The 23,524-nt window shown below is 68.0% G+C and carries 25 protein-coding genes; 21 read left to right on the top strand and 4 right to left on the bottom strand.

Annotated features, from left to right (window positions below; translation table 11 throughout):
* Positions 1–41 precede the first annotated feature (41 nt).
* From ACWDXS_RS19800 to ACWDXS_RS19780, 5 genes are all read left to right on the top strand, one after another.
* Positions 42–860: an alpha/beta fold hydrolase gene (locus ACWDXS_RS19800; protein ID WP_378634094.1), complete on the top strand. Its 819-nt coding sequence runs from the start codon at positions 42–44 to the stop codon at positions 858–860.
* Between the two features lie 119 nt (positions 861–979).
* Entirely contained in the window at positions 980–1,993 is a 1,014-nt protein-coding gene (locus tag ACWDXS_RS19795; RefSeq protein WP_387445666.1) for an alpha/beta hydrolase, read from the top strand.
* A gap of 430 nt (positions 1,994–2,423) precedes the next feature.
* Entirely contained in the window at positions 2,424–3,416 is a 993-nt protein-coding gene (locus ACWDXS_RS19790) for an alpha/beta hydrolase (RefSeq protein WP_379316123.1), read from the top strand.
* A gap of 152 nt (positions 3,417–3,568) precedes the next feature.
* Positions 3,569–4,927, top strand: a complete 1,359-nt coding sequence (mshA, locus tag ACWDXS_RS19785) for a D-inositol-3-phosphate glycosyltransferase (protein WP_449967955.1) — start codon at positions 3,569–3,571, stop codon at positions 4,925–4,927.
* On the top strand, positions 4,924–5,418 hold the full coding sequence (locus ACWDXS_RS19780; RefSeq protein WP_378991050.1) for a type III secretion system chaperone family protein: 495 nt from the start codon (positions 4,924–4,926) through the stop codon (positions 5,416–5,418). Before mshA ends, ACWDXS_RS19780 begins: the two co-directional genes overlap by 4 nt.
* Before the next feature lie 51 nt (positions 5,419–5,469).
* On the opposite strand, the gene ACWDXS_RS19775 is transcribed toward ACWDXS_RS19780, so the two are convergent.
* Entirely contained in the window at positions 5,470–6,645 is a 1,176-nt protein-coding gene (locus tag ACWDXS_RS19775) for a lipase family protein (RefSeq protein WP_378991049.1), read from the bottom strand.
* 187 nt (positions 6,646–6,832) lie between these two features.
* Between ACWDXS_RS19775 and ACWDXS_RS19770 the strand changes: the two genes are divergently transcribed.
* From ACWDXS_RS19770 to ACWDXS_RS19755, 4 genes are all read left to right on the top strand, one after another.
* Complete coding sequence (locus ACWDXS_RS19770; RefSeq protein WP_449967553.1) at positions 6,833–7,726, top strand: ROK family protein; 894 nt, start codon at positions 6,833–6,835, stop codon at positions 7,724–7,726.
* 86 nt (positions 7,727–7,812) lie between these two features.
* A complete protein-coding gene (locus ACWDXS_RS19765; RefSeq protein ID WP_170112119.1) occupies positions 7,813–7,989 on the top strand; it encodes a KOW domain-containing RNA-binding protein in 177 nt (58 codons plus the stop codon).
* A gap of 27 nt (positions 7,990–8,016) precedes the next feature.
* Complete coding sequence (locus ACWDXS_RS19760) at positions 8,017–8,754, top strand: phosphoglyceromutase (protein ID WP_378634111.1); 738 nt, start codon at positions 8,017–8,019, stop codon at positions 8,752–8,754.
* Between the two features lie 134 nt (positions 8,755–8,888).
* Positions 8,889–9,236, top strand: a complete 348-nt coding sequence (locus ACWDXS_RS19755) for a DoxX family protein (protein WP_449967548.1) — start codon at positions 8,889–8,891, stop codon at positions 9,234–9,236.
* A gap of 77 nt (positions 9,237–9,313) precedes the next feature.
* Here the strand turns inward: ACWDXS_RS19755 and ACWDXS_RS19750 are convergent, their stop codons facing one another.
* Positions 9,314–10,024: an NADPH-dependent F420 reductase gene (locus tag ACWDXS_RS19750; RefSeq protein ID WP_449967545.1), complete on the bottom strand. Its 711-nt coding sequence runs from the start codon at positions 10,022–10,024 to the stop codon at positions 9,314–9,316.
* On the opposite strand from ACWDXS_RS19750, the gene ACWDXS_RS19745 reads away from it, so the two are divergent.
* The 3 genes from ACWDXS_RS19745 to ACWDXS_RS19735 all read left to right on the top strand — a co-directional run bounded on the left by ACWDXS_RS19745 (position 10,023) and on the right by ACWDXS_RS19735 (position 12,566).
* Entirely contained in the window at positions 10,023–10,511 is a 489-nt protein-coding gene (locus tag ACWDXS_RS19745; protein ID WP_449967542.1) for a winged helix-turn-helix transcriptional regulator, read from the top strand. The two genes, ACWDXS_RS19750 and ACWDXS_RS19745, sit on opposite strands and share 2 nt — an antisense overlap.
* A 130-nt stretch (positions 10,512–10,641) precedes the next feature.
* Positions 10,642–11,880, top strand: coding sequence for a sensor histidine kinase (locus tag ACWDXS_RS19740; protein WP_056816211.1), 1,239 nt, complete (start codon positions 10,642–10,644; stop codon positions 11,878–11,880).
* Complete coding sequence (locus ACWDXS_RS19735) at positions 11,877–12,566, top strand: response regulator transcription factor (RefSeq protein WP_056814516.1); 690 nt, start codon at positions 11,877–11,879, stop codon at positions 12,564–12,566. Before ACWDXS_RS19740 ends, ACWDXS_RS19735 begins: the two co-directional genes overlap by 4 nt.
* A gap of 189 nt (positions 12,567–12,755) precedes the next feature.
* Here the strand turns inward: ACWDXS_RS19735 and ACWDXS_RS19730 are convergent, their stop codons facing one another.
* Together ACWDXS_RS19730 and ACWDXS_RS19725 are read right to left on the bottom strand one after the other, a co-directional pair.
* On the bottom strand, positions 12,756–13,085 hold the full coding sequence (locus ACWDXS_RS19730) for a hypothetical protein (protein ID WP_378634123.1): 330 nt from the start codon (positions 13,083–13,085) through the stop codon (positions 12,756–12,758).
* Positions 13,086–13,155: 70 nt separating this feature from the next.
* Positions 13,156–14,034 (bottom strand): hypothetical protein, encoded by an 879-nt coding sequence (locus ACWDXS_RS19725; RefSeq protein ID WP_379223123.1) that lies wholly within the window; start codon positions 14,032–14,034, stop codon positions 13,156–13,158.
* 65 nt (positions 14,035–14,099) lie between these two features.
* On the opposite strand from ACWDXS_RS19725, the gene ACWDXS_RS19720 reads away from it, so the two are divergent.
* The 9 genes from ACWDXS_RS19720 to ACWDXS_RS19680 all read left to right on the top strand — a co-directional run bounded on the left by ACWDXS_RS19720 (position 14,100) and on the right by ACWDXS_RS19680 (position 23,375).
* A complete protein-coding gene (locus tag ACWDXS_RS19720; RefSeq protein WP_378634128.1) occupies positions 14,100–15,086 on the top strand; it encodes a Ppx/GppA phosphatase family protein in 987 nt (328 codons plus the stop codon).
* Positions 15,087–15,112: 26 nt separating this feature from the next.
* Positions 15,113–17,176 (top strand): hypothetical protein, encoded by a 2,064-nt coding sequence (locus ACWDXS_RS19715; protein ID WP_449967533.1) that lies wholly within the window; start codon positions 15,113–15,115, stop codon positions 17,174–17,176.
* Between the two features lie 16 nt (positions 17,177–17,192).
* Positions 17,193–18,077 carry a sugar phosphate isomerase/epimerase family protein gene (locus ACWDXS_RS19710; RefSeq protein WP_378991040.1) on the top strand — a complete coding sequence of 295 codons (885 nt, stop codon included), beginning with the start codon at positions 17,193–17,195 and terminating at the stop codon, positions 18,075–18,077.
* Positions 18,078–18,663: 586 nt separating this feature from the next.
* On the top strand, positions 18,664–19,530 hold the full coding sequence (locus tag ACWDXS_RS19705; RefSeq protein WP_379316156.1) for a thioesterase family protein: 867 nt from the start codon (positions 18,664–18,666) through the stop codon (positions 19,528–19,530).
* 28 nt (positions 19,531–19,558) lie between these two features.
* Positions 19,559–20,377: a pyrroline-5-carboxylate reductase gene (gene proC, locus ACWDXS_RS19700; protein WP_449967528.1), complete on the top strand. Its 819-nt coding sequence runs from the start codon at positions 19,559–19,561 to the stop codon at positions 20,375–20,377.
* A gap of 144 nt (positions 20,378–20,521) precedes the next feature.
* Positions 20,522–20,803, top strand: a complete 282-nt coding sequence (locus tag ACWDXS_RS19695; RefSeq protein WP_228537168.1) for a helix-turn-helix domain-containing protein — start codon at positions 20,522–20,524, stop codon at positions 20,801–20,803.
* Between the two features lie 188 nt (positions 20,804–20,991).
* Positions 20,992–21,093, top strand: a complete 102-nt coding sequence (locus ACWDXS_RS19690) for a 30S ribosomal protein bS22 (RefSeq protein ID WP_003402602.1) — start codon at positions 20,992–20,994, stop codon at positions 21,091–21,093.
* A 234-nt stretch (positions 21,094–21,327) separates the two neighbouring features.
* Positions 21,328–22,362 carry an NAD-dependent epimerase/dehydratase family protein gene (locus ACWDXS_RS19685; protein WP_378991038.1) on the top strand — a complete coding sequence of 345 codons (1,035 nt, stop codon included), beginning with the start codon at positions 21,328–21,330 and terminating at the stop codon, positions 22,360–22,362.
* Positions 22,359–23,375 carry a lysophospholipid acyltransferase family protein gene (locus ACWDXS_RS19680; RefSeq protein WP_378991037.1) on the top strand — a complete coding sequence of 339 codons (1,017 nt, stop codon included), beginning with the start codon at positions 22,359–22,361 and terminating at the stop codon, positions 23,373–23,375. The genes ACWDXS_RS19685 and ACWDXS_RS19680 overlap by 4 nt, the downstream gene beginning before the upstream one ends.
* The last annotated feature ends 149 nt before the right edge of the window (positions 23,376–23,524 follow it).

The raw sequence follows: 23,524 nt of genomic DNA, 5'->3' as shown, positions 1-23,524 counted from the left end.
GCTGGGGAATCCTTCGTGACTGCGCCGATTAACCTGTCGGTATGGCTATTCGCGATGCTGTCAGTGCCGATGGAACGAGGATCGTCTACCGGGTGATCGGTACCGGTAGGCCGCTGGTGCTGTTGCACGGGTGGGCCGGGAATCTGCGGTGCTGGGGGGCGGCCGCGGACGAGCTGGCCGAGCGCTATCGAGTGATCGCGGTCGACCTGCGCGGACACGGGTACTCCGACGACCCCGGCGCCGGTTACGACGACCCCAAGGCGTGGGCGGGCGATGTGGCCGCGGTGCTGGCCGCCGAGGGTGTCGACGCCGGTGCGGTGCTGCTGGGCTGGTCCTACGGTGGGATCGTCGCCACCGACTACCTCGCCACCTACGGCACCTCGGCTGTCGCCGGTGTCGTCTACTGCGGGGCGCCCGCCCATATCGGACGCGATGTGCCCGGTGCGGCACCGGGGCCGTCGATGGAGAAGGCGATTCCGGGCGTGTTCGACGAGGCCGCCGGGCGGGCGGTGCGGGCGTTCTCGGTGTTCGGCAACGCCAATACCGGGCCCGGCGCGGACAAGGGCGTCGACGCGCAGCGGCTGTTCGGCGGCAGTCTCGCGACCCCGCCCTCGGTGCGCAAGGCGTTGTTCTACCGCACGATCGACAACACCGAAACTCTGCGCGCCCTGGATGTTCCGGTTCTGGTGCTGCACGGCACCGATGACCCGGTGGTCCCGGCGGCCAATGGTCAGTACATCCTCGACAATGCCCCTGACGCTCGCGGTTCCTTCTGGGAAGGGGCTCTGCACGGGCTGTTCATCGAGGACCGGCCACGCTTCCTCGCCGAGGTCAGCGCGTTTGTCGACGCGCTGGAATGAGCACGGCGGGCCACATCTGCTCTGAATCGATAATGTTTCAGAAACATGTCCGGGGCAGGTGAGGCCGACCTACTCTGAGCTCGACGGCCATTTCTGGCGGCCGGGCATGGAGGTGGCGCATGAGCGTCTTGACGCGATGTGTGCTGGCCCTCGTGGCAGGCCTGGTGTGCGCCGCCCCGGTCGCCGGAGCGAGTCCGGCCACCGACGCCGCGCGGCTGATTTCCGTCGAGCCCGGTCCCGGCCGCGTCGTCGAGCTCGTGGTGCACTCCGCCGCCATGGCGAAACCGGTGACCGTCGCGGTGCTACCCGCGGCCGACCGTTCGGCGACCGCGCCCGTCCTGTATCTGCTCAACGGCGTCGACGGCGGCGTCGGCCCGGCCGGTGACTGGCGCGACGGCGGCAACTGGCTCACCCGCACCGACGCCGGCACCTTCTTCGCCGACAAACAGGTCACTGTCGTGATGCCGATCGGCGGCGCGGGCAGTTACTACGCCGACTGGCAGGCCGACGACCCCGTTCTCGGCCGTCAGCGCTGGACCACCTTCCTCACCCGTGAGTTACCCCGCGTCATCGACCGTGAGTTCCGCGGAACCGGGGCCAATGCCGTTGCGGGCGTGTCGATGGCGGGCACCGCCGCCTTCCAGCTGGCGCTCGCCGCGCCCGCGCTGTACAAGGCGGTCGGTTCCTACAGCGGCTGCGTCTCCACCAGCGGTCCGCAGGGTCATGCCATCGTCAACACCGTCGTCTCCGGCCAGAACGGTGACCCTGTGAACATGTGGGGACAACCCGGCGACCCGCTCTGGGCCGCCAACGATCCCTTCCTGCACGCCGAGCGCCTGCGCGGCCTGGCGATCTACGTCTCCTCCGGGACCGGTCTTCCCGGTGTACTCGACACCGTCGACGGGCCAGGGCTACACGGTGATTCGATCAAGCTCGTCGACCAGCTGATCATCGGCGGCGCGCTCGACGCGGTCACCGCGCTGTGCACCCAGCAGCTCGCCACCCGCTTCCACGACCTGGCCATCCCCGCCACGGTCGACCTGCGCCCCAATGGAACTCACTCCTGGGGCTACTGGCGCGAGGATCTCCGTCACTCCTGGCCGCTGTTCGCCGCGGCCCTGCGCGTCGGCTGAACGTTCCCGCAGGTCGCGCCGACGGCCGGTACCGACGTGACCTGCCTGCGGTTTTCGGTGCGGACTTCACCGCCGATTCCGGTGATGCGAATAAGTTCGCAGACATGTTGCGTCATGTTTCGCAATTCGCGGTATCCGATGAAAAGGTCCGGTCGGTCTATTCGCGGAGACGATATCTGTCGGCGGGTGCGCGGGCCGTGACGAGCAGACCAGGTGTCTGCGCAGGTAGGGTGATCGGTGTGATTGGTCTGCCGCGCTGATGTGATCGGCCTGTGATTGTTCTCGCTAACCAATCGGATCGAACGTCCAGAGTTCAGGAAAATCTTCTGGGAATCGTCACAGACTTCCGGTGAATTCGTGTGTAGCGTTCTGGAATGTCGTTGGATCGTATGTGGAGAAGAGGATTCGGCGTCGAGAACGGAGTTCGATGATGTTTGGTCGGGCAGTGGGCGTACGGGTCGCAGTGGCCGTGCTGGGCTTGTTGGCCGGTGTCGTGGCCGGGGTGCCCGCAGCCGCTGAACCGGGGGCAGCGCACATCGAGGATCAGCGGGTCGAACCGGATCGCACCATCGATGTGGGCGTGTACTCACCGGCGATGGACATCGTCACCCGGGTGCGGGTGTTGCGGGCCGCCGATCCGAAAGCGCCCGCGCCGACGCTGTATCTGCTCAACGGGGTCGGCGGAGGTGCCGACGGCAACTGGCTCGATCGCACCGATGTCGTCGAGTTCTTCAAGGACAAACAGGTCAATGTGGTGATCCCGTTCGGCGGGGCCGGAAGCTATTTCGCCGACTGGCGAACCGACGACCCGGTGCTGGGCAAGCAGCGCTGGACCACCTTTCTCACCAGGGAACTACCGCCCGTGATCGACGCGGAGTTCGGCGGCACCGGCGCCAATGCCATCGCGGGACTGTCGATGGCGGGCACCTCGGTGTTCCAGCTCGCGCTCGCCGAGCCGGGCCTGTACCGGGCGATCGGGTCCTACAGCGGGTGCGTGCGCACGAGTGATCCACGCGGACAGGCGATCGTGCGGACGGTGGTGGGCAGCAGGCTCGGCAACGCGGCCAATATGTGGGGCCCACCCACCGATCCCGCGTGGTCGGCCAACGACCCCTACCTGCACGCGGAAGCGTTGCGCGGCACCGACGTCTACATCTCCTCGGGCACCGGCATTCCCGGGCCGTACGACACCATCACCGCCGCCCAGGGCGACCCGGCGCAGCTGACCATGCAGTTGCTGTTCGGCGCCGGGCTCGAAGCCGTCACGAATGTGTGCACCCAGCAGCTGCGCGATCGACTGCAAACACTCGGCATCCCCGCGACCGTGGACATGCGCCCCAACGGCACTCACTCGTGGGGCTACTGGGAGCAGGACATGCACAAATCGTGGCCCGTGTTCGAGGCGGCGCTGCACCGCGCGTGACGGCCGAACGCGAGGGCCGAAATCCGCTCGCGCGCGGACCGCGGATCGGGCAGGCTCGACCACGACGAGGACGTGAACTCACTCACGAACACGCTGTGACAGCCGTCACCGAACCCGGTAGGGGCAACGGTGGCGGCGTCGCGGCGTGCACACTGGAGGGTGTGAGCCAGCGTCGTCCCGATCTTTTGCCCCATCGCATCGCGGTGCTATCGGTGCATACCTCGCCGCTGGCGCAGCCCGGTACGGGGGACGCGGGCGGGATGAATGTCTACGTGCTGCAAACCGCGCTCGAGCTGGCCAAACGGGGCACCGAGGTGGAGATCTTCACCCGGGCGACCTCCTCGGAGCTGCCGCCGGTGGCCGAAGCCGCACCCGGCGTGATCGTGCGCCACGTGGTCGCGGGCCCGTTCGAGGGACTCGACAAGCACGAGCTGCCCACCCAGCTGTGTCCGTTCACCGCCGAGGTGCTGCGCCAGGAAGCGCGGCATCTGCCCGGCCACTACGACCTCGTGCATTCGCACTACTGGCTGTCGGGCCAGGTCGGGTGGCTGGCACGCGACCGCTGGCGGGTGCCGCTGGTGCACACCGCGCACACCCTGGCCGCGGTGAAGAACGCCGCGCTGGCCGAGGGCGATACCCCCGAACCCGAGACCAGGGTGATCGGCGAGAAGCAGGTGATCGCCGAGTCCGACCGGCTGGTGGCCAACACCGGTGACGAAGCCCGTCAGCTCGTCGAGCTCTACGGCGCCTCGCCCGACCGCATCGACGTGGTACCGCCCGGCGCCGACCTGACCCGTTACCGGCCCGGTGACAAGCTCGCCGCGCGCACCGAGCTCGGGTTGCGCGCCGACGAGCAGATCGTCGCGTTCATCGGCCGGATCCAGCCGCTCAAGGCCCCCGATGTCCTCGTGCGCGCGGCCGCCGAGCTCCTCGGCCGTGATCCGAGCCGCAAGCTGCGCGTGCTGATCGTGGGCGGACCGTCCGGCACCGGACTGGCCAGACCCGACGCGCTGATCGAACTGGCCGCCGACCTCGGCATCGCCGAACGGGTCACGTTCCTGCCGCCGCAGCCCGCCGACAAGCTCGTGCAGGTGTATCGCGCGGCCGATGTGGTGGCCGTGCCCAGCTACAACGAATCCTTCGGCCTGGTCGCCATCGAGGCACAGGCCAGCGGTACCCCCGTCCTCGCCGCCGACGTCGGCGGTCTCGGCACCGCGGTCCGCAACCACGAGTCCGGGTTGCTCGTGCCGGGGCATCGCACCCCCGACTGGGCCGACGCGCTGGCCGCCCTGCTCGACGATCCCGACCGGCTCACCCGCATGGGCGCCACCGCCGTGGAGCACGCCAGCCGGTTCTCCTGGGCGCACACCGCCGACGGCCTGCTCGACAGCTACGCTGCCGCGATGGTCGGATTCCGCACCGAACGCGGTCCCATCGCTCTGCACGCGGGCGAGACCAGGCAGGCCAGATCGCGGGCGCTGTTGCGGCGCCGGACGGGAGTGCGCAGGTGAGCGCCGTTTCGCAGGTAGTGGACGACACGCTGCGCGATCGCGAGATCGAGTACACCCGCCACGATGACGACACCTTCATCGTGGTGCTGCCCGGCGAGCGCAAGCTGAAGACCACGGTGATGCTGACCGTCGGCAAGCACGGTGTCCGCATCGAATCGTTCGTGTGCCGCAAGCCGGACGAGAACTTCGAAGGCGTCTACAAATACCTGCTGCGCCGCAACCGCCGCCTCTACGGCGTGGCCTACACCCTCGACAATGTCGGCGACATCTACCTGGTGGGCCGGATGTCCGCCGAGTCGGTCACCGCCGACGAACTCGACCGCATCTTCGGTCAGATCCTCGAAGCGGTCGACAACGACTTCAACATCCTGCTCGAGCTCGGGTTCGCCGAATCCATTCGCAAGGAATGGAAGTGGCGGGTCTCGCGCGGTGAGTCACTGAAGAACCTGCGCGCCTTCGAGCACCTCATCGACGACGCCGACAAGGTCTGAGAACACCACGATGCCGGACAGGAAAGTTCCTGTCCGGCATCGTTTTTCAGCTCAGCAGTTCGTCGGGACCGGTTCGTTGCGGAAGCGGGCCTCGACGTAGTTCCACGCGTCCGGGAAACCTGCCACGGCGGCGGTCATGTGCTCGGAGATCTCGACCGTGTTCAGCTGGACCGGGGCACCCTGACCACACCAGCGGGCGATGGTCTCGGCGACCGGAGCGTACGGGGTGAGGATGTCGTACTTGCCCTGCCAGATGTAGGTGGGTGCGGTCGGCGCGCCCTGGAAGTGCACGAGGCTGTTCTCGCGCAGCACCCCACGAGCCACCTGGCTGCCCATCAGCTCCTTGGACGCCGCCATCTGCTCGGCGTTGCGCAGGGCACCGTGGAACAGCAGGAAGCGACGGCACGCGTCCTTGGTGAATTCACGGAACCACAGGCCGTTCTCGTTGAGCTGGTCCGACACCGGCACCTGCTCGGGGTACTCGCGCTCGATGCCCATCGCGGCGGCGAAGGCGAGGCCGAAGCCGGGGTGCGGCGCGAAACCCAGTGCGTCGGCCATCAATTCGAGGTCGGCGGGGATGCCGCCGGACACCACGGCCGCGAGCTTCAGTTCCGGTGCGTAGGTGGGCTGCAGCGCACCCGCCCACGCGGTGGCCATGCCGCCCCCGGAGTAGCCGGCGATCGCCACCGGCGAGTTGCCGACGCCGAGCTCGGCGACCTTCTGCACCGCGCGCACGCTGTCGAGGGTGACCATGCCGCTGAGCTTGGCCGCACCATAGGCCACCGTCGGGCCGAGGTAATCGGGCACCGAGATCGCCCAGCCGCGCGCCAGCGGCAGCATGGCGCCCGGCGCGTCCTGCAGCTCGCCGTTGAACAGCGACTGCGACGGATTGCAGCGGGTGCCGATGGAGTTGATCAGCGCCTGGTACGACACCAGGGGCGGGTTCTTCACGCCGATCGGCATGAGCACGGTGGTGATGCCCATGATCGCGTTGCCCGCCGAATTGGTGGAGCGGAACGCGACCTGGTGGCCTTCGGTGCCCGGGTACATCCAGGTGTCGATGTGGCGGGTCCGCACAACGTCGCCGGGTGCCAGCGCGGCGATGTCGGCGGGTGCGGTGAAGAACGGATCCGGATCAGGCGTCGGATACAGCGGGTTCGCGCCCGCGGGCGCGGCGAACAAGCCCACAGATAGCAGACTCAACACCAGTACAGCGATTTTCGACACAGCTTTCCTTCATCAACAGTAGTGCTGCCCAACGAGACGACCCGACCCGTGTCGAAGTATCTAACGAAAACCTGTGATTTGTACCGACCAGTAGTCAAAGTGTCGCGTGCCACATGTTGTGATGACTCACATCAGGTGCGGGCGAGGTGTGCGGCGACGCGGCCAGGCACGGGAGGTAGGAGTGGTGATGGCGGTGCTTGCGCTCGATATCGGGGCAACGAAATTCGCTGCGGGACTTGTGGACCCGCACTACCGGCTGCACGGGGTGCGCCGGGCACCCGCCGCCTCGGACGATCCGTGGGCGGCGTGTCGAGACCTTCTGGTCGCTGTGGCAGGTGACAACGAGGTGAGCGCGGTCGGGATCGGAGCGGCGGGGCCGGTCGATGTGCCCGCGGGAACGATCAGGCCGTTGAACCTGGCGGCGTGGCGCGGCGGGTTCGCGATCGTCGACCACGTGCGCGCGCTGTTCCCGAACGCGGTGGTGCGGTTGGCCATCGACGGCGCCTGTCTGGTGCTGGCCGAGCATCGGGTGGGCGGCTTGCGCGGAGTGGACAACGGCCTGGCCATGACGGTGTCCTCGGGAGTCGGTGGGGGGATCGTCGCCGACGGTCGGGTTGTGGTGGGGCGCACGGGAAACGCCGGTCACATCGGGCACATCGTGGTGCCCGGGGATGACACCGCCTGTCCCTGTGGGGGATTCGGGTGCGTCGAAGCGGTGGCGAGCGGGATGTCGTCGGTGCGCTGGGCGCGGGCGCGTGGCTGGGCCGGGGCGAGCGGGATGGAGCTCGCCGAGGCCGCGCATCGTGGCGATCCGATCGCGCTCGCCGCCATGGCGCGTGCGGGAACCGGCCTCGGTGCGGGAATCTCGTCGGCCGCCGCGCTACTGGATGTGGATCGGGTGGTGATCAGCGGCGGGTTCGCGCATTCGGGGGAGCCGCTGTGGGGACCGTTGCGCGCCGCCGTCGCCCGGCATGCGCGGCTCGAGTTCGTCGAGGAACTGTCGGTGGAACTGTCGACGTTGAGCGAAGGCGCCACACTGGTCGGTGCGGGGGTGCTAGCGGTCGAGGCCGCCGCGGATTGAGGCGATGTGAGGACTCTTCGGTCCGGCCGGCAGTGTGCTCGGCGCGTTCGTTCGGCCTGGTCACCGGCGGGCGTAGCCTCCATGAGGTGGCTGCCGACTACGTGCCGGGCGATGTCGTCCATATACCGGAGGGTCCGTTCCAAGGAGTGTGCGCCGTAGTGCGCGAAGTCGACTCGGTGGCGTCACGATTACAGGTCGACGCGCTGGTCAAGGGCGGGCCGTACGAGATCGTCATCGGCTTCGACGAGGTGGAGTGGGCCTGACATCACCGCAATGTCAGAATGACCCCTATGACCTACACCCTCGTGCTGCTGCGCCACGGCGAGAGCGAATGGAATGCCCTCAACCTCTTCACCGGCTGGGTGGACGTCCAACTCACCGACAAGGGCATCGCCGAGGGCAAGCGGGCCGGAGAGCTGCTCAAAGAAGCAGGCATCCTGCCCGATGTCGTCTACACCTCGCTGCTGCGCCGCGCGATCAGCACCGCGGACAACGCGCTCGGCACCGCCGACCGGCTGTGGATCCCGGTTGTGCGCGACTGGCGCCTCAACGAGCGCCACTACGGCGATCTGCAGGGCAAGAACAAGGAGCAGGTCCGCGAGCAGTACGGCCAGGAGCAGTTCATGCTGTGGCGCCGCAGCTACGACACCCCGCCGCCGCCGATCCAGCCCGACAACGAGTACAGCCAGGAAGGCGACCCGCGCTACGCGGGCATCGAGGTCCCCGAGACCGAGTGCCTGCTCGATGTCGTCAAGCGGATGGTCCCGTACTGGGAAGACACCATCTCCAAGGAGCTGCTGACCGGCAAGACCGTGCTGGTCGCCGCACACGGCAACTCGCTGCGCGCGCTGGTCAAGCACCTCGACGGCATCTCCGATGAGGACATCTCCGGCTTGAACATCCCCACCGGCATTCCGCTGGTCTACGAACTGGACGAGAACATGCGCCCGGTGAAGGCCGCCGAATACCTGGACCCGGCCGCTGCCGCCGCCGGTGCCGCCGCTGTCGCCAACCAGGGCGGCAAGTAACTCCCAGCGCTTCGGCCCCACACCGTCCAACGGTGTGGGGCCGTCGTGTTTTCCGGGCGATGTCACACTCGCGGGGGCTGTGTCGTCACCTCGGTATATACCGCGAAACACGCGGCTGCCGAAGGAGTTACGCCATGTACACCGCCTACGTCATCGTCACTGTCGTCGCCGCACTGTGGGTGGGGTTCTCGGCGTTCTCCCTGCTGCGCAAGGCGCCGTTCGTGGTGGATCCGCTGGTGGAATACGGTGTGCCGCAGACCTGGTGGACACCGCTGGGCATCGCCAAGGCCCTCGGGTCGATCGGGCTGCTGGTCGGCCTGTTCGTGCCGGTGATCGGGGTTCTCGCCGCGATCGGGCTGATCCTGTACTTCGCGGGTGCGGTGGTGACGGTATTGCGGGCGCGGTCGTACAAGACGGTCGCGTTCCCGGTGCTGTACCTGGCGCCGGTCGCCGTGGCGCTGGGTTTGGGGATCGCCGCCTGAACGTCGCGGCACGGCCGAGGCCGGCGTGATCGTGTGGATGACGACGCATCCCACGATTGCGCCGGCCCGACCGTATGTCAGACGTCGGCGACCGCGAAGGCCGCCGACAGTGGAGGCAATATCGCGCGGGCATCGAGGCCGGCGAACCAGAGGCCGACGGTGAAGACCGAGGTCGCCTCCAGATATCGGGCGCGGTGCAGACCGCCTGCGGTAAACGGTTGCAGGGCAAGTTCTTCGGCGAGCCGGGCCACCGTCTGTACCGCCGCCGCGTCGTCGCCGCAGATCGGGACGGCCAACCGCACACCGTCGAAGACTCGGTCGGCGCCCGCCCACACCTCGGCGGCGAGGAGGTTGAAGGCCTTGACCACGTGGGCTTTCGGTGCGGCCGCGGCGATACGTTCGGCCACCGCGTCCTCGCTCAGGACGAACCCGGTGACGCCGTCGGGTGCTGATTCGTCGGGCAGGAACGCGTTGGTGCAGTCGATGACGATCTTTCCGGCCAGCTGAGCGCCGTGTGCGGTGAGCAGTTCGGTGAGCGCGCTCACGGGTACCGCGCACAGCACTACCTCGGCGAAGGCGATCGCCGCGCTGATCGTCGCCGGTCGCACGTCGACGGGAGATCTGCTCGCCCGGTCGGCAGCCGGTCCGCTGATCGCGCTGATCTCGGACGCGAGTACCTGCGCCGAGTCGGCCGAACGGGCCCCGATCCGCACCTCGTGACCCGCCGCGGCCCAGCCGCCACCCAAAGCGGACGCCATCGCGCCCGCGCCGATGATTCCGATACGCATGAGAACTCCCGTGATTCGTGCCGAGCCCGGTGGCATCGGCCACATCGACGCTAGAAAGGCCGAAAGGCACCCGCGGGTGCCTTTCGGCGGTGGCACGCTGGTACCCATGACCGCCGCCGAACCGGTGCAATACCCGCCCTACGGTGACTACGAGGCCGACTGCCCCGCGCGAATGGCGGTGGACCTGTTCGCGAACTCGTGGCTGCCGGTGGTGGTGTACCTGTTGCGCGATGGTCCGCAACGTCACAGCGAACTTCTGACGGGGGCCGGTGGGATCAGTCAGAAGATGTTGACCCAGACGTTGCGGCGGATGGAGCGGATGACGCTCGTACGCAGGCGGCGGTATGCCGAAGCGCCGCCGCGAGTGGAGTACGAACTCACCGAAGCGGGCCGCGATCTGCTGGTTCCGATTTATGCGCTCGGCGCATGGGTCGACCGACACGGGCCCGCGGTGACCACCGCGATGTACGGCGAACCGCCCGGCTGACACGCCCGGCGAAGGTCCAGGTGCCCGCTGGGTGAACGGCAAAAGAACGCCATGCCAAGTGCCTGTGACCTGCGCGAAACTTCGTCGACCCGCCGACGTTATGTCGGTCCGCACTCGTACGATCAATCTTGTGAGTGTTCCGCAGGCCGTGCTGTTGGCAGTCCTCGCGGCTGTCGTCGGGCTGGCAGTCGGTGGCCTGCTGATCCCGTTCGTCAATGCCAGGCAGGCCGCCCGTACCCAGGAAGACACCGGGCTGACGATGTCGCAGGTGCTCGACCTGATCGTGCTCGCCTCCGAGTCCGGCATCGCGGTGGTCGACGAATACCGCGATGTGGTGCTGGTGAATCCGCGCGCCGAGGAACTCGGGCTGGTCCGTAACCGGTTGCTCGACGAACGCGCGTGGGCCGCCGTGGAGAAGGTCCTCGCGACCGGCGAATCCGCCGAATACGACCTCACCGCCAAGAACCCGCTACCCGGCCGCGGCCGGATCGCTGTGCGTGGTGTGGCCCGCAAACTCTCCCGCGAGGAAACCAGCTTCGTCGTGCTGTTCGCCGACGACGATTCCGAGCAGGCCCGCATGGAGGCGACGCGGCGCGATTTCGTCGCCAACGTCAGCCACGAACTCAAGACCCCCGTCGGCGCGATGAGCCTGCTGGCCGAGGCCATGCTGGAATCGGCCGACGACCCCGAGGCCGTGCGCCACTTCGGTTCGCGCGTGCTGGGCGAATCGCGGCGCCTGGGCAAGATGGTGACCGAGCTGATCGCCCTGTCGCGATTGCAGGGCGCCGAGAAACTGCCCGACCTGGCCGTGGTCGACGTCGACACGGTGGTGCAGCAGGCGGTCGACCGCTCGCGCACCGCCGCCGAGGCCGCGGGCATCACCGTCAGCACCGACCGGCCCAGCGGGCTGGAAGTGCTCGGCGACGAAACGTTGCTGGTGACCGCGCTGTCGAATCTGGTGGAGAATGCGATCGCGTATTCACCACAGGGTTCGCATGTGTCGGTGAGCCGGTCGCTGCGCGGCGATCATGTCGCGATGGCGGTCACCGATCGTGGTATCGGGATCGCCAAGGAAGACCAGGAACGGGTGTTCGAGCGGTTCTTCCGCTCCGACAAGGCCCGCTCCCGCTCGACCGGCGGCACCGGGCTCGGCTTGGCCATCGTGAAACACGTGGCGGCCAACCACAACGGCGAAATCACCCTGTGGAGCAAACTGGGCACCGGCTCGACGTTCACGCTGCGCATCCCCGCCCATCTGGAAACCGATGGGGACGAGGACGCGGAACAGACGCCGGAGTCCACCACGAGAGAAACCACCGTCCCGCGCACTCTCGCGGGACGAACGAACGGTGTGGAGGCACGCAGATGACGAGTGTGTTGATCGTCGAAGACGAGGATTCGCTGGCGGAGCCGCTGGCGTTCCTGCTTCGCAAGGAAGGCTTCGACGTCACCGTCGTCGGCGACGGCCCGTCCGCGCTGGCCGAATTCGACCGCTCCGGCGCCGATATCGTGCTACTGGACCTGATGCTGCCCGGCATGAGCGGCACCGACGTGTGCAAGCAGTTGCGCACGCGCAGCGGCGTGCCGGTGATCATGGTGACCGCCCGCGACAGCGAGATCGACAAGGTCGTCGGGCTGGAACTGGGCGCCGACGACTACGTCACCAAGCCGTACTCGGCGCGCGAGCTGATCGCGCGGATCCGGGCCGTGCTGCGCCGCGGCGCCGGTGACGAGCTGGATTCCGGTAGCGAGAACGGCGTCCTCGAGGCCGGACCGGTGCGGATGGATGTGGACCGCCACACCGTGCACGTCAACGGTGGTCAGGTCACCCTGCCGCTCAAGGAGTTCGACCTCCTCGAGTACCTGCTCCGCAACTCCGGCCGCGTGCTGACCCGCGGCCAGCTGATCGACCGGGTCTGGGGCGCCGACTACGTGGGCGACACCAAGACCCTCGACGTGCACGTCAAGCGCCTGCGCTCGAAGATCGAGGCAGACCCGGCCAAGCCGGAACACCTGGTGACTGTGCGAGGACTCGGCTACAAGCTCGAGGCTTGACACCACCCCGAGAACGAAAGGATCCCGTCGGCACACCGACGGGATCCTTTTCGTTCATAGACGGAATGACTGATCTAGCGAGAACATGGGTAACTCACCGGGCACGAGCCAACGAACTAGATGCCTTGCCGCCGGCCGCGTACATAGGTCACCCGCACCTAGATCTGGCCAAGAGTCGCGGAGAGGCGGTCAGAGCACGCTCCAGGCGGTGCCGAGGGGGGTGTCGATCTTCTTCAGGGCGACCACTTCCACGCCGTCGAACTGCTTGCAGTCGTAGATCGGCACGTCGGCGCCGTTGCCGCGGCAGCCGATGGGCGAGGAGGTGCCCTTCGTGCTGATGATGATGTATTTGCCGTTCTTGGCGGCGTCGATCGCGGCCGGGTCGTTGTAGTTCACGAAGTCGGCCGTGAAGTCCGCGTACGCGGCCGGATCACCGTTCGGTTCGGCATTGGCCAGGCCGGTCATGGAGAGGGTCGCGCCGATCGCGAGGGTCGCTGCGTAGATCGCTTTCTTGGACATGAACAGCTATCCAACCCGAGTTCGGTGACGGATGCACGACCTACAGATGAACCGAATGGTTACGAGGCTTTCACTCCGCGTGATTCGATCTGTGAGGTTCGGGGTTCATCCGCTCGGCTTCGACCGTCGCCGGATGCACCGCGACCAGGCCGAGGCCCTCGCGCCGGCGGCAGTGCTTGGCGAGTTCGTCGTAGGCGGGCGCACCGAGCAGCTCACGCAGTTCCGGGCCGTAGGACTGCCAGACCGGCTTCGCGCCGACGTGGGCGTCGGGAGAGCCCGTGCAGTACCAATCCAGATCCAGGCCGCCGGGTCCCCAGCCGCGCCGGTCGTATTCGGTGACCACGGTGCGCAGGATCTGCTCGCCATCCGGGCGTTCCACCCAGTCCTGGGTGCGCCGGATCGGCAGCTGCCAGCACACGTCCGGCTTCACTTCCAGGGGTTCGATGCCCTTGCGCACGGCCATGATGTGCAGCGCGCAGCCGGGGCCCGCCGCGAATCCGGGACGGTTGAGGAAGATGCACGCGCCGTCGAAGCGACGGGTGCGCAGGGCCGGTTCGTCCTCGAGTTCGTCGAGTTCGAGGTAACCCTTCTTGACGACCTTGCCGTTCTCGGTGGCCTCGCCCATCAGCTGCCAGTCGTCGGGTGTGAGCATCTTCACAGCACCGTTGAGGCGCTTGCGGTCGTCCTTGTCGGCCAGGAAAGCGCCGTGTGAGCAGCAGCCGTCGTCGGGGCGTTCGGCGATGATGCCCTGGCAGGCGGGCGTGCCGAACACGCACGTCCAGCGCGACAGCAGCCACGTCAGATCGGCGACGATCTGGTGCTCGTCGTTTGCTGGATCGGTGAACTCGATCCACTCCCGTGGGAAATCGAGCTCGACTTCCGGGGTTGGGTCGATCTTTCGCCCAGGTCGGAGCCCGGTCTCCGCGGTGCCAGATGCGCCTTCGGTCACAACTCGTGACGCTAACAGTTCAGTCGCCTGGCCTGCTGTACCGGATCACCAAGTACCGTATTCGTGTGCGGCTTGGTGTTCTCGATGTCGGAAGCAATACCGTCCACCTGCTCGTGGTGGACGCGCATCGTGGTGGCCACCCGATGCCGATGAGCTCGACGAAGTCGGCGTTGCGCCTGTCCGAGAGCATGGATTCGGTGGGCCGGATCACCGAGGAGGGCGAGGCGCGGCTGATCGCGACCATCCTCGAATTCGCTGATCTGGCACGCAATTCCAAGTGCGTGGAGCTGATGCCCTTCGCCACCTCGGCCCTGCGCGAGGCAACCAATTCCGAGGAAGTGCTCGCCCGCGTCCGCGCGATGACCGGAGTCGATCTGCAAGTGCTCTCGGGCGACGACGAGGCCAGGCTGACGTTTCTCGCGGTGCGCCGCTGGTTCGGCTGGAGCGCGGGCCGGATCATCAATCTCGACATCGGCGGCGGCTCGCTGGAGCTGTCCAACGGCGGCGACGAGGAACCCGACGTGGCGCTGTCGCTGCAACTCGGCGCGGGCAGGCTCACCAGGGAGTGGCTGCGCGACGACCCGCCGGGCAAGCGCAAGATCGCGGTCCTGCGCGACTGGCTCGACGCCGAACTGGTCGTCCCGTCCAAGACGATGATCGACGCGGGCAGGCCCGACCTGGCCGTGGGCACCTCGAAGACATTCCGTTCGCTGGCCCGGCTGACCGGCGCGGCACCCTCGGCGGCCGGTCCGCGGGTGCGACGTACACTGACCAGCTCCGGTCTGCGCCAGCTGATCGCGTTCATCTCCCGGATGACCGCGTCGGACCGCGCGGAACTGGAAGGCGTGAGTTCGGATCGGTCCCAGCAATTGGTGGCCGGCGCATTGGTCGCGGAGGCGAGTATGCGGGCGTTGTCGCTCGACAGCATCGAAATCTGCCCATGGGCGCTGCGCGAAGGCCTCATCTTGCGCAAACTGGACTCCGAGCCCAACGGAGGTGGACCGGCCGCGGTGCCGCCGGTCACGCCGGTCGCGGAAGTGGAGTCGGCATGAGTAGCGAGGATTCTAAACAGCTATCGGTGGCTGAGCTGCTGGCGCGCAACGCCGCGCAAGGGGCCGCGCCCGCGACCTCCGGTGGCGGTGGACGACGACGGCGCAGCGGGCGCGGACTCTCGGTCAACGATCTGACCGGTGAGAACGCGGCGGTCAAGCCGAACTCGCACGCCGCGCCCGCGCCGGAACCCCCGCCCGCGTATGTCCCGCCGCCGACCTACGCCCCCGAGCCCGCGCCTAGTTACGAACCGCCCGCGAGTTACCAGCCCGCGCCCTACCCGCCGCCCGGTCCGGCCGAACCGGCCTTCTCGCCGATGTCGGGCCCGATCACCCGATTCGACCCCGATGCGGGGTACTCCGCGCCCGATCCGCGCGACCCACTCGGACTTGCCGAACAGCGACCGTCGTCCGATCCGTTCGGGCCGTTCCGTGCCGAAGCGCGCGATGCCGGTTCTCGTGGGGGAGGACGCGGTCCGGGTCGCCTCGGTGTTCCCGGCGGTCCCACGCAGCCGGTCGATCCCGGTATCGCCGAGATGTTCGGTTCCGGTGCGCTGCCCGCGGTCGGCGGGGGCAGACGGCATCGACCGGATGAGCCCGAGGTCGCCCCGTACGCCGAGCCGCCGAAACCGCCGCCGGTCACCGGTGGCCGGGCCGCGCGCAGGCGAGCCGCCGAAGCCGCGGAAGAAGCCATCGAGGCGAGCCCGGCGCCGGGCCGCCCGTCGTTCGACGCGCCGCTCTACGAGGCGGGCATCGACGCGCCACAGGCCTTCATGGGCAGGCCGGGGCAGTCGCGTGGATTGGACGCGCTCCCCGATATCGGGCCCGGTTTCGACAATCAGGCCGGATCGGGCTTCGACGAGCATCGGGGCACCGGGTCCTTCGACAGCCGGCCAGGGCAGGGCTTCAACGGCCGACCGGGAGAGTCTTTCGACGGCAGGCCCGCGTCGGGCTTCAACGGGCGGCCGGGCGAGTCTTTCGATGGTCAGCCTGGCAACGGGCGGCCGGGCGCCGAGCCCGCGCGAGGTTTCAACGGGGCGGGGCGTAACGGCGCCCCCGGCCTGAACGGGCAGCCCGCGCCGGGTCGTGTCGACGCGGCGCAAGCCTTCAACGGATATCCGCCGCCGGGCGCCGAAGCCACCCAGGCCTACAACCTCGCGCCGGGCACCGACGCCCCGCCTGCCCGCGGCGCGGATCAGCGCCCCTCGCTGGATCGCCGGCGGGGCGAGCCGAAGTCCGGCGGGCTGCCGTCGTGGTCGGCGCGCAGGCATCGTCCGGACAAGAACGCACCCGCGCCGGAGAGCGGTGGTTTCCCGACGGCCGCGTGGTCGCCGGTCAGCCAGGAGCAGCCGCTGGTATCCGGGCAGTCGGTGGCCGGGGACCTGCTGCGCCAGCGCGCCGAACGCGGCCCCGACGCCGACGCGCACACCGAGGTCGTCTACCGAGTCGGCGCCGACCAGGCCGACGACGAGGACACCGACGACTACGCCGAGTCCGATTACGTCGACCGCGATTACGTCGACAACGACTACTCCGACGCCGACTACGCCGAATCCGAGTACGACGACGCGGCATTCGACGACGATGACGACTACGACGACGACTACGAACCCAAGCCGACCAGGGCGAGCAGGCGTGCCGCGACCAAGGCCGCCGCCGTGACCCTGGCCGACCGGGCGAGGGCGAAGGTGGCGAGCCGGGCCAAGTCGAAGACCGGCAGCGTCGCCGAGTCGCGAGCCGCGAGCAGATTGTCGGGTAACCGAGCGGGCGGGTCGGTGGCCGGCCGTGCCGCGCGCGTATCGAGCATGGCGCGCGGCGGCGACGACAACGCCAACCGCCGCCAGTGGATGATCCTGGGCGCGCAGAGCGCGGGCGCGGCGGTCGCCGGAATGTTGCTGTTCAAGGGTTTCGAGACGTTGTGGGAGTCGATGGCGTTGGTGGCGCTGGCGCTGGCGACGGTCGTGATCCTCGGTCTGGTGGCGCTGGTTCGCATCCTGCGCCGCACCGACGACATCTACAGCACTGTGATCGCCGTCGTCGTGGGCGTCTTCGTGACGCTGGGACCGCTAGCCTTTCTCCTCAGTACCAGCTGAATACAGGGAGTGGGCTGTGGGGAACGCACGGGCGGACATCGCGATCGGGCTGTCGACGGCCTCGGTGTATCCGGAGAACACGCAGGCGGCGTTCCGCTATGCCGCCGAATTGGGTTACGACGGTGTGGAATTGATGGTCTGGGCCGAGCCGGCCAGCCAGGACATCGCGACGGTGCAGTCCTACGCGAAGCGCTACGGCATCCCGGTGCTGGCGGTGCACGCGCCGTGTCTGCTGATCTCCCAGCGGGTCTGGGGCGCCGACCCGGTGGCCAAGCTGGAACGCAGCGTGCGGACCGCGGAGGCGCTCGGCGCCGACACCGTGGTGGTGCACCCGCCGTTTCGCTGGCAGCGCCGCTACGCGCGAGGTTTCGCCGATCAGGTCGGTGAGCTCGAGGCGCATCACCCGGTCAAGGTGGCCGTGGAGAACATGTTCCCGATGCGGGCCGACACCCTGTTCCGCGACGGCGCGGTGCGCAGACTGGAACGGCGCGCGGGCCCCGGCCGCGCGGTGAGCGCGTTCAGCCCGTCCTTCGATCCGACCGACACCGGCTTCGATCACTACACCCTCGACCTCTCGCACACCGCGACCGCGGGCGCCGACGCGCTCGAGCTGGCGCGCCGGATGGGCGAGGGCCTGGTCCACCTGCACCTGGCCGACGGTCGCGGCGCCGCGCACGACGAGCACCTGGTGCCCGGCGACGGCACCCAGCCCTGCGCGCAACTGTGTGAACACCTGATACACACCGGTTTTCGCGGCCACGCGGTCGCCGAGATCAACACCCAGAACGCGCGAACCACCGCCGAACGCTCCACCCAGCTGGCGCGCACCCTCGATTTCGCACGCCGCCACCTCACCGGCGCCACCCCCGACCCCCAACCGCGCCACGCCGACCTGCCATAACGGAACGCGAGTCGGAGTCAGCCGGATCCATCACCACCAACGACCACCACCAACGACCACCACCAACGACCACCACCAACGACCACCACCAACGACCACCACCAACGACCACCACCAACGACCACCACCAACGGCCACCACCAACGGCCACCACCACCCTGGCCGGGTAGTCCTGATGTGTCTCTACCCCAAGGGGCCCGCCCCGATCTGGACTGACCGGAGGGTGCGACGAAGGAGTACCCGGAGGGAGGGAAGATCGGGGCCTCCAGGGCCCCGCTCGAGCGCGCCAGCGCTCCAAAAACACAGCCCCCAACTAACCCGGACTCGGTAACCCCGATGTGTCACTTGCTCGCATCGCGATGTGTCACTTGCTCGCATCGCGATGTGTCACTTGCTCGCATCGCGATGTGTCACTTGCTCGCATCGCGATGTGTCACCTGCCCGCATCCCGATACGTCACCACCTGCTCGAACCCCGATGTGTCACCACCTGCTCGAACCCCGCCCCCTGCCCAGCGCGGAATACACCGGCCATCACCAAGCTTGTACGCTGTACGAACTGCTGTGCCCCCCGACCAGGAGTGACGATGACGCGAGAACTCGCGACCGACGCGCCGTTCAGTCAGGTCCTCGACCTGACCGAGCTCACCACCACCGATGCCGAGACCGGCCGCTACGCCGGCGTCATCGCGCCCACCTGGACCATCGGCCCCAAAGTCCACGGCGGCACTATGGTCGCGGCCACCGCCGCCGCGGCGACCCGCTGGCTCACCGAGGCCGACGAATCGCTCGCCCAGATGGCGCCCATCGCGGCCAGCACCGACTTCCTCGGCGCCCCCGACCCCGGTGAGGTCGAATACGCGGTGCACATCCGCAAGAAGGGCCGCCAGATCTGCCTGGCCGACGTGGACCTGATCCAGAACGGCCGCACCCTCGTCCGGACCGCGTTCACCTTCGGCCACCTCGACTCCACCGAGACGCGCTGGAGCGGCCCCGACACCGACATGCCCGCCGAGCCGGTCGACGAGGCGTTCCGCTACTCCGCCGATTCGCCCATGGGCAAGATCGTGCACGTCAGCCAGGGCGCCCACATGGTGATCGACCCGACCTGGGGTGAATTCCTGCGCGGTGAGACCGGCCCGCCCCGGCTGCGGCTGTGGATCCGCCCGTTCGACGGCGACGAAGCCGATCCGCGGGCCCGCGCCGCCTTCGCGATGATGGCCGCCGACATCAGCCCGCCGGTGCCGATGAACCTCGGCCACTTCGGTTGGTCGCCGACCGTGCAGATGACCACTTATCTGCGCCGCGTCCCCGCGCCCGGCTGGCTGCGCGTCATCGCGACCGCCCGTGAGGTCGGTGAGCGGATGTTCGACGAGGACCACCTGGTCATCGACTCGACCGGTGCGGTCGTCGCCCAGAGTCGCCAGCTGGCCCTGATCCCGGCGGCACGCTGACGCCACCGGGCCAACTAACCTTGTCCTCATGACGAGAATTGCGGTGGTCGGTGGCGGTCGGATCGGTGAGGCGCTGGTGGCCGGATTGCTGGAATCCGGTCGGGCGACCAAAGATCTGGTCGTGGTCGAGCCGATCGCCGCGCGCGCCGCGCAGCTGGCCGAGCGCTTCAAGGTGCGGGTGAGCGGTTCGGTCGCCGACGCCGTCGAGGGCGCCGACATCGTGGTGATCGCGGTGAAGCCCGGCGTGGTCGACTCGGTGCTCACCGATCTGTCCAAGGCCGACCTCGACAACGGTCGCGATCAGGTGCTCGTCTCGCTGGCCGCCGGTGTCTCCACCGCCCGGCTGGAGTCGAAACTGCCCGCCGGTTTCCCGGTGGTGCGGGTGATGCCGAACACGCCGATGCTGGTCGGGCAGGGTATGAGTGTGCAATCGCCCGGTCGCTACGCCAAGCCGGAGCAGCTCGAGCAGGTCGGCGAGATGCTCGAAGCCGTCGGCAAGGTGGTGACGGTGCCCGAGGCGCAGATGGACGCGGTCACCGCGGTTTCCGGTTCGGGACCGGCGTATTTCTTCCTTGTCGTCGAGGCGATGATCGATGCGGGCGTCGGCCTGGGCCTGACCCGCGAGGCGGCCAGCGAACTGGTCGTGCAGACCATGATCGGTTCGGCGGCGCTGCTGGACGAGACCGGGCAGAGCGCGGCGGAGCTCCGTGCCGCGGTCACCTCGCCCGGTGGTACCACCGCCGCGGCACTGCGTGAACTCGAACGTGGTGCGCTGCGCTCGACGTTCACCGAGGCGCTACACGCGGCCAAGCAGCGGTCCGCCGAACAGGGCGCAACGAACGAGTGACAAACGGGTACCCGGTTTGAAAACCGATTTCTCACACCCGTCGCAGTAATCCCACTGGTCCCGCTAAGCTCGTAGAAGCACGTGCGTGTCTGTTCCGCTGGTGGGGAAGCCGGCGGCGCGGGCGTGCCGGAGGTCAATGGTGCCATGATGTCTGCGAACAGAATGTCAAGTAATCCATCGGCGTCGGGCGGTGGTTCGGGTTCGCCCGCTCCACGGGTCGGCGCCACCCCGCAAACGGTGATCGGCGGTGGCACTCAGTTTCTCACCGTCGCCGAAGTCGCCGATCTCATGCGGGTGTCGAAAATGACGGTGTACCGGCTCGTGCACTCGGGTGAACTGCCCGCGGTGCGTGTCGGACGCTCGTTCCGAGTGCACGCGAAGGCGGTGCACGACTACCTGGAGACGTCGTACTTCGACGCCGGATGACGTAGTTCGGCCAGGTACAAGGGCGGTTTCGTTGCTGCTCGGGTGCCCCGGTAGCATGGACAACTGGTTCGTGTCCGCCTGCCGGTGGCACCGTTCGTGGTGTCCGGTTGCCCCGGCGGCGCGGACGCCAAACGACGCACGTGAACACCGCGTGTGTATGCCGAGTAGAGAGAACGCGAGGAAACCCTATGGGTTCTGTGATCAAGAAGCGCCGCAAGCGTATGTCGAAGAAGAAGCACCGCAAGCTGCTTCGCCGCACGCGTGTTCAGCGGCGCAAACTCGGCAAGTAAGCCTGCGTACCGCGACGAGCCCGTCACCTTCGAGGTGGCGGGCTCGCGCTGTGAAATACGCGGGTTTGTGAAGCTCATCGGTCGAGGACGGGTCGCCGATGTTAAAAGCTTGTAGATCGTGACGGCGAGTGGCGCGAATGCGGCTACTCTGGTACGCGAAACACGATGAGCAGGGGGCTTTGAGTGGGGTCAGGTTCGAGTTCCGATACACGGGAACGACACGCACCGAGAGTTGTGCTGGTCACGGGTGCCAGCCGCTTCTTCGGTGGCAATGTCGCGGCACGTTTGGCTGCCGAACCCGGCGTCGAACGTGTCATCGCGGTGGATACCGTCACTCCCAGCCGTGAGCTCCGGCGAAAAATGGGTAGTGCCGAGTTCGTGCGTGCCGATATCCGGAATCCACTGATTCGCAAAGTCGTCGAGGGCAACGACGTCGATACCGTCGTGCACGCGGCTGTGCTCACCCGTCCGCCCGCCGGTGGCGGTCGCGCGGTGATGAAGGATCTCAATGTCCTGGGCGCGATGCAATTGCTCGCCGTGTGTCAGAAAGCGCCGACGGTGCGCCGCGTGGTGGTGCGATCGTCGTCGGCGGTGTACGGCTGCAGTGCCAAGGATCCGGCGAAATTCACCGAGGAAATGGGCGCGCGCACTCCGCCCGCGGGGTGGTTCGCACGCGACATGATCGATATCGAGGCGCTGGTGCGTGGAATGGCGCGGCGCAGGCCCGATATTTCCGCATCGATTCTGCGTTTCGCGCCGATCGTCGGTCCTCGCCTGGCCGATCGGGGCGTGCAATATCTGCGTTCGCCGATCACCCCGACCGTTCTCGGTCGCGAAGCCCGACTGCAATTGCTGCACGAGGAAGACGCGGTCGCGGTGCTGGTGCACGCGGCGCAGCGTGCACACGGTGGCACGGTCAATATCGCCGGTGACGGCGCGCTGGCCATGTCGCAGGCGATCCGCCGTGCCGGGCGCATCGTCGCGCCGGTTCCCTTTTTCGTCTTCCGCACGGTCGGTCGCTCGCTGATGGGCCCGATCATGCGCGGATTCAGTGGCGAACAACCCGACTATTTCTACTTCGGCTGCGGGCTCGACACCACCCGTATGCGAACCGAACTCGGCTTCACCCCACGCTGGACCACGGTCCAGGCATTCGATGACTTCATCGCGGGCGCAGCGTTGCGGCCCGTCTTCGATCCGGCTTGGATCGACGCCGCGGAACACAAACTGCTCGGCCTCATCGGGGCCGGTACAGGAGCGCGTACATGAACGAGGGAGCGAAAGTCATTCGTCTCGACGTGAATGTCGAGACCCGGCAGCGACCGCAGACCCGGCGATGGCCGGACCAGCCGACGCAGGCGATGCCGGTCACCTCCCTCAGCGAGCGTCGACCGGGAATGCCCGCCCGCCCGCCGAAGTCACTGACCGACATCGTGCGCGATGCCGTCGGCGAGCAGATCGAACGGACCGCCGAGTTTGCGCGCCGCAGGCTCACCGGGGACTACCAGGTCGACGAGTTCGGCTACGACCGGCACCTGCTCGAATCGGTGATCCTGCCCGCGCTCCGGCCGCTGTCGGACTACTGGTTCCGGGTCGAGGTCGCGGGGATCGAGAACATCCCCGCCGTGGGTGGCGCGCTGCTGGTCGCCAATCACGCGGGCACCGTGCCGATCGACGGGCTGATGCTGCAGCTGGCCGTGCACGACAAGCATCCGCATCAGCGGGCGCTGCGGCTGCTGGCCGCCGACCTCATCTTCGAGATGCCGTTGCTCGGCGCGCTGGCACGCAAGGCCGGGCACACGCTGGCCTGCCATCCCGATGCCGAGCGGCTGCTGCGCGCCGGGCACATCGCCGGCGTGTTCCCGGAAGGGTTCAAGGGCGTCGGAAAGAACTACGCCGACCGGTACAAGCTGCAACGGTTCGGGCGCGGCGGATTCGTGTCGGCGGCGGTGCGGGCCGGGGTGCCGATCATTCCGGTCTCGATCGTCGGTTCCGAGGAGATCTACCCCAAACTCGCCGATATCAAGCCGCTGGCACGCCTGCTCGGGCTGCCGTACTTCCCGGTGACGCCGCTGTTCCCGCATCTGGGGCCGCTGGGCGCGGTGCCGATGCCGTCGAAGTGGTACATCGAATTCGGGGAGCCGATCGCGACCACGGCGTTCGAGCCGGAAGAGGCCGACGACCCGATGACGATGTTCGAGGTCACCGACCAGGTCCGCGAGACCATCCAGCAGACGCTCTACAAGCTGCTGGCCAAGCGCCGGAACGTGGTTCTGGGGTAGATCCGTTCGGGATCACTTGTTCGGTAGTCCCAGGCAGGGTTGAGGCTGTGTTTGTTGGAGCGCTGGCGCGCTCGAGTCGCGGCCCTGAGGGGCCGCCGGTTAGCCACCGGGGCTTGCTCCTTCGTCGCCTACGCCCCGGCGGCTAACCG

This window comes from Nocardia sp. NPDC003183 (assembly GCF_053590715.1).
The sequence above is the reverse complement of the archived record's forward strand: the minus strand, read 5'-3'. Positions and strand labels throughout refer to the sequence as shown.

Coding starts and splice junctions, on each gene's coding strand:
- ACWDXS_RS19750 (WP_449967545.1), bottom strand. CDS start 10,024: ATGCGTATCGGAATCATCGGCGCGGGCGCGATGGCGTCCGCTTTGGGT.
- ACWDXS_RS19795 (WP_387445666.1), top strand. CDS start 980: ATGAGCGTCTTGACGCGATGTGTGCTGGCCCTCGTGGCAGGCCTGGTG.
- ACWDXS_RS19745 (WP_449967542.1), top strand. CDS start 10,023: ATGAGAACTCCCGTGATTCGTGCCGAGCCCGGTGGCATCGGCCACATC.
- ACWDXS_RS19760 (WP_378634111.1), top strand. CDS start 8,017: ATGACCTACACCCTCGTGCTGCTGCGCCACGGCGAGAGCGAATGGAAT.
- proC (WP_449967528.1), top strand. CDS start 19,559: ATGACGAGAATTGCGGTGGTCGGTGGCGGTCGGATCGGTGAGGCGCTG.
- ACWDXS_RS19730 (WP_378634123.1), bottom strand. CDS start 13,085: ATGTCCAAGAAAGCGATCTACGCAGCGACCCTCGCGATCGGCGCGACC.
- ACWDXS_RS19680 (WP_378991037.1), top strand. CDS start 22,359: ATGAACGAGGGAGCGAAAGTCATTCGTCTCGACGTGAATGTCGAGACC.
- ACWDXS_RS19705 (WP_379316156.1), top strand. CDS start 18,664: ATGACGCGAGAACTCGCGACCGACGCGCCGTTCAGTCAGGTCCTCGAC.
- ACWDXS_RS19695 (WP_228537168.1), top strand. CDS start 20,522: ATGATGTCTGCGAACAGAATGTCAAGTAATCCATCGGCGTCGGGCGGT.
- ACWDXS_RS19690 (WP_003402602.1), top strand. CDS start 20,992: ATGGGTTCTGTGATCAAGAAGCGCCGCAAGCGTATGTCGAAGAAGAAG.
- ACWDXS_RS19790 (WP_379316123.1), top strand. CDS start 2,424: ATGTTTGGTCGGGCAGTGGGCGTACGGGTCGCAGTGGCCGTGCTGGGC.
- ACWDXS_RS19735 (WP_056814516.1), top strand. CDS start 11,877: ATGACGAGTGTGTTGATCGTCGAAGACGAGGATTCGCTGGCGGAGCCG.
- ACWDXS_RS19755 (WP_449967548.1), top strand. CDS start 8,889: ATGTACACCGCCTACGTCATCGTCACTGTCGTCGCCGCACTGTGGGTG.
- ACWDXS_RS19770 (WP_449967553.1), top strand. CDS start 6,833: ATGGCGGTGCTTGCGCTCGATATCGGGGCAACGAAATTCGCTGCGGGA.
- ACWDXS_RS19800 (WP_378634094.1), top strand. CDS start 42: ATGGCTATTCGCGATGCTGTCAGTGCCGATGGAACGAGGATCGTCTAC.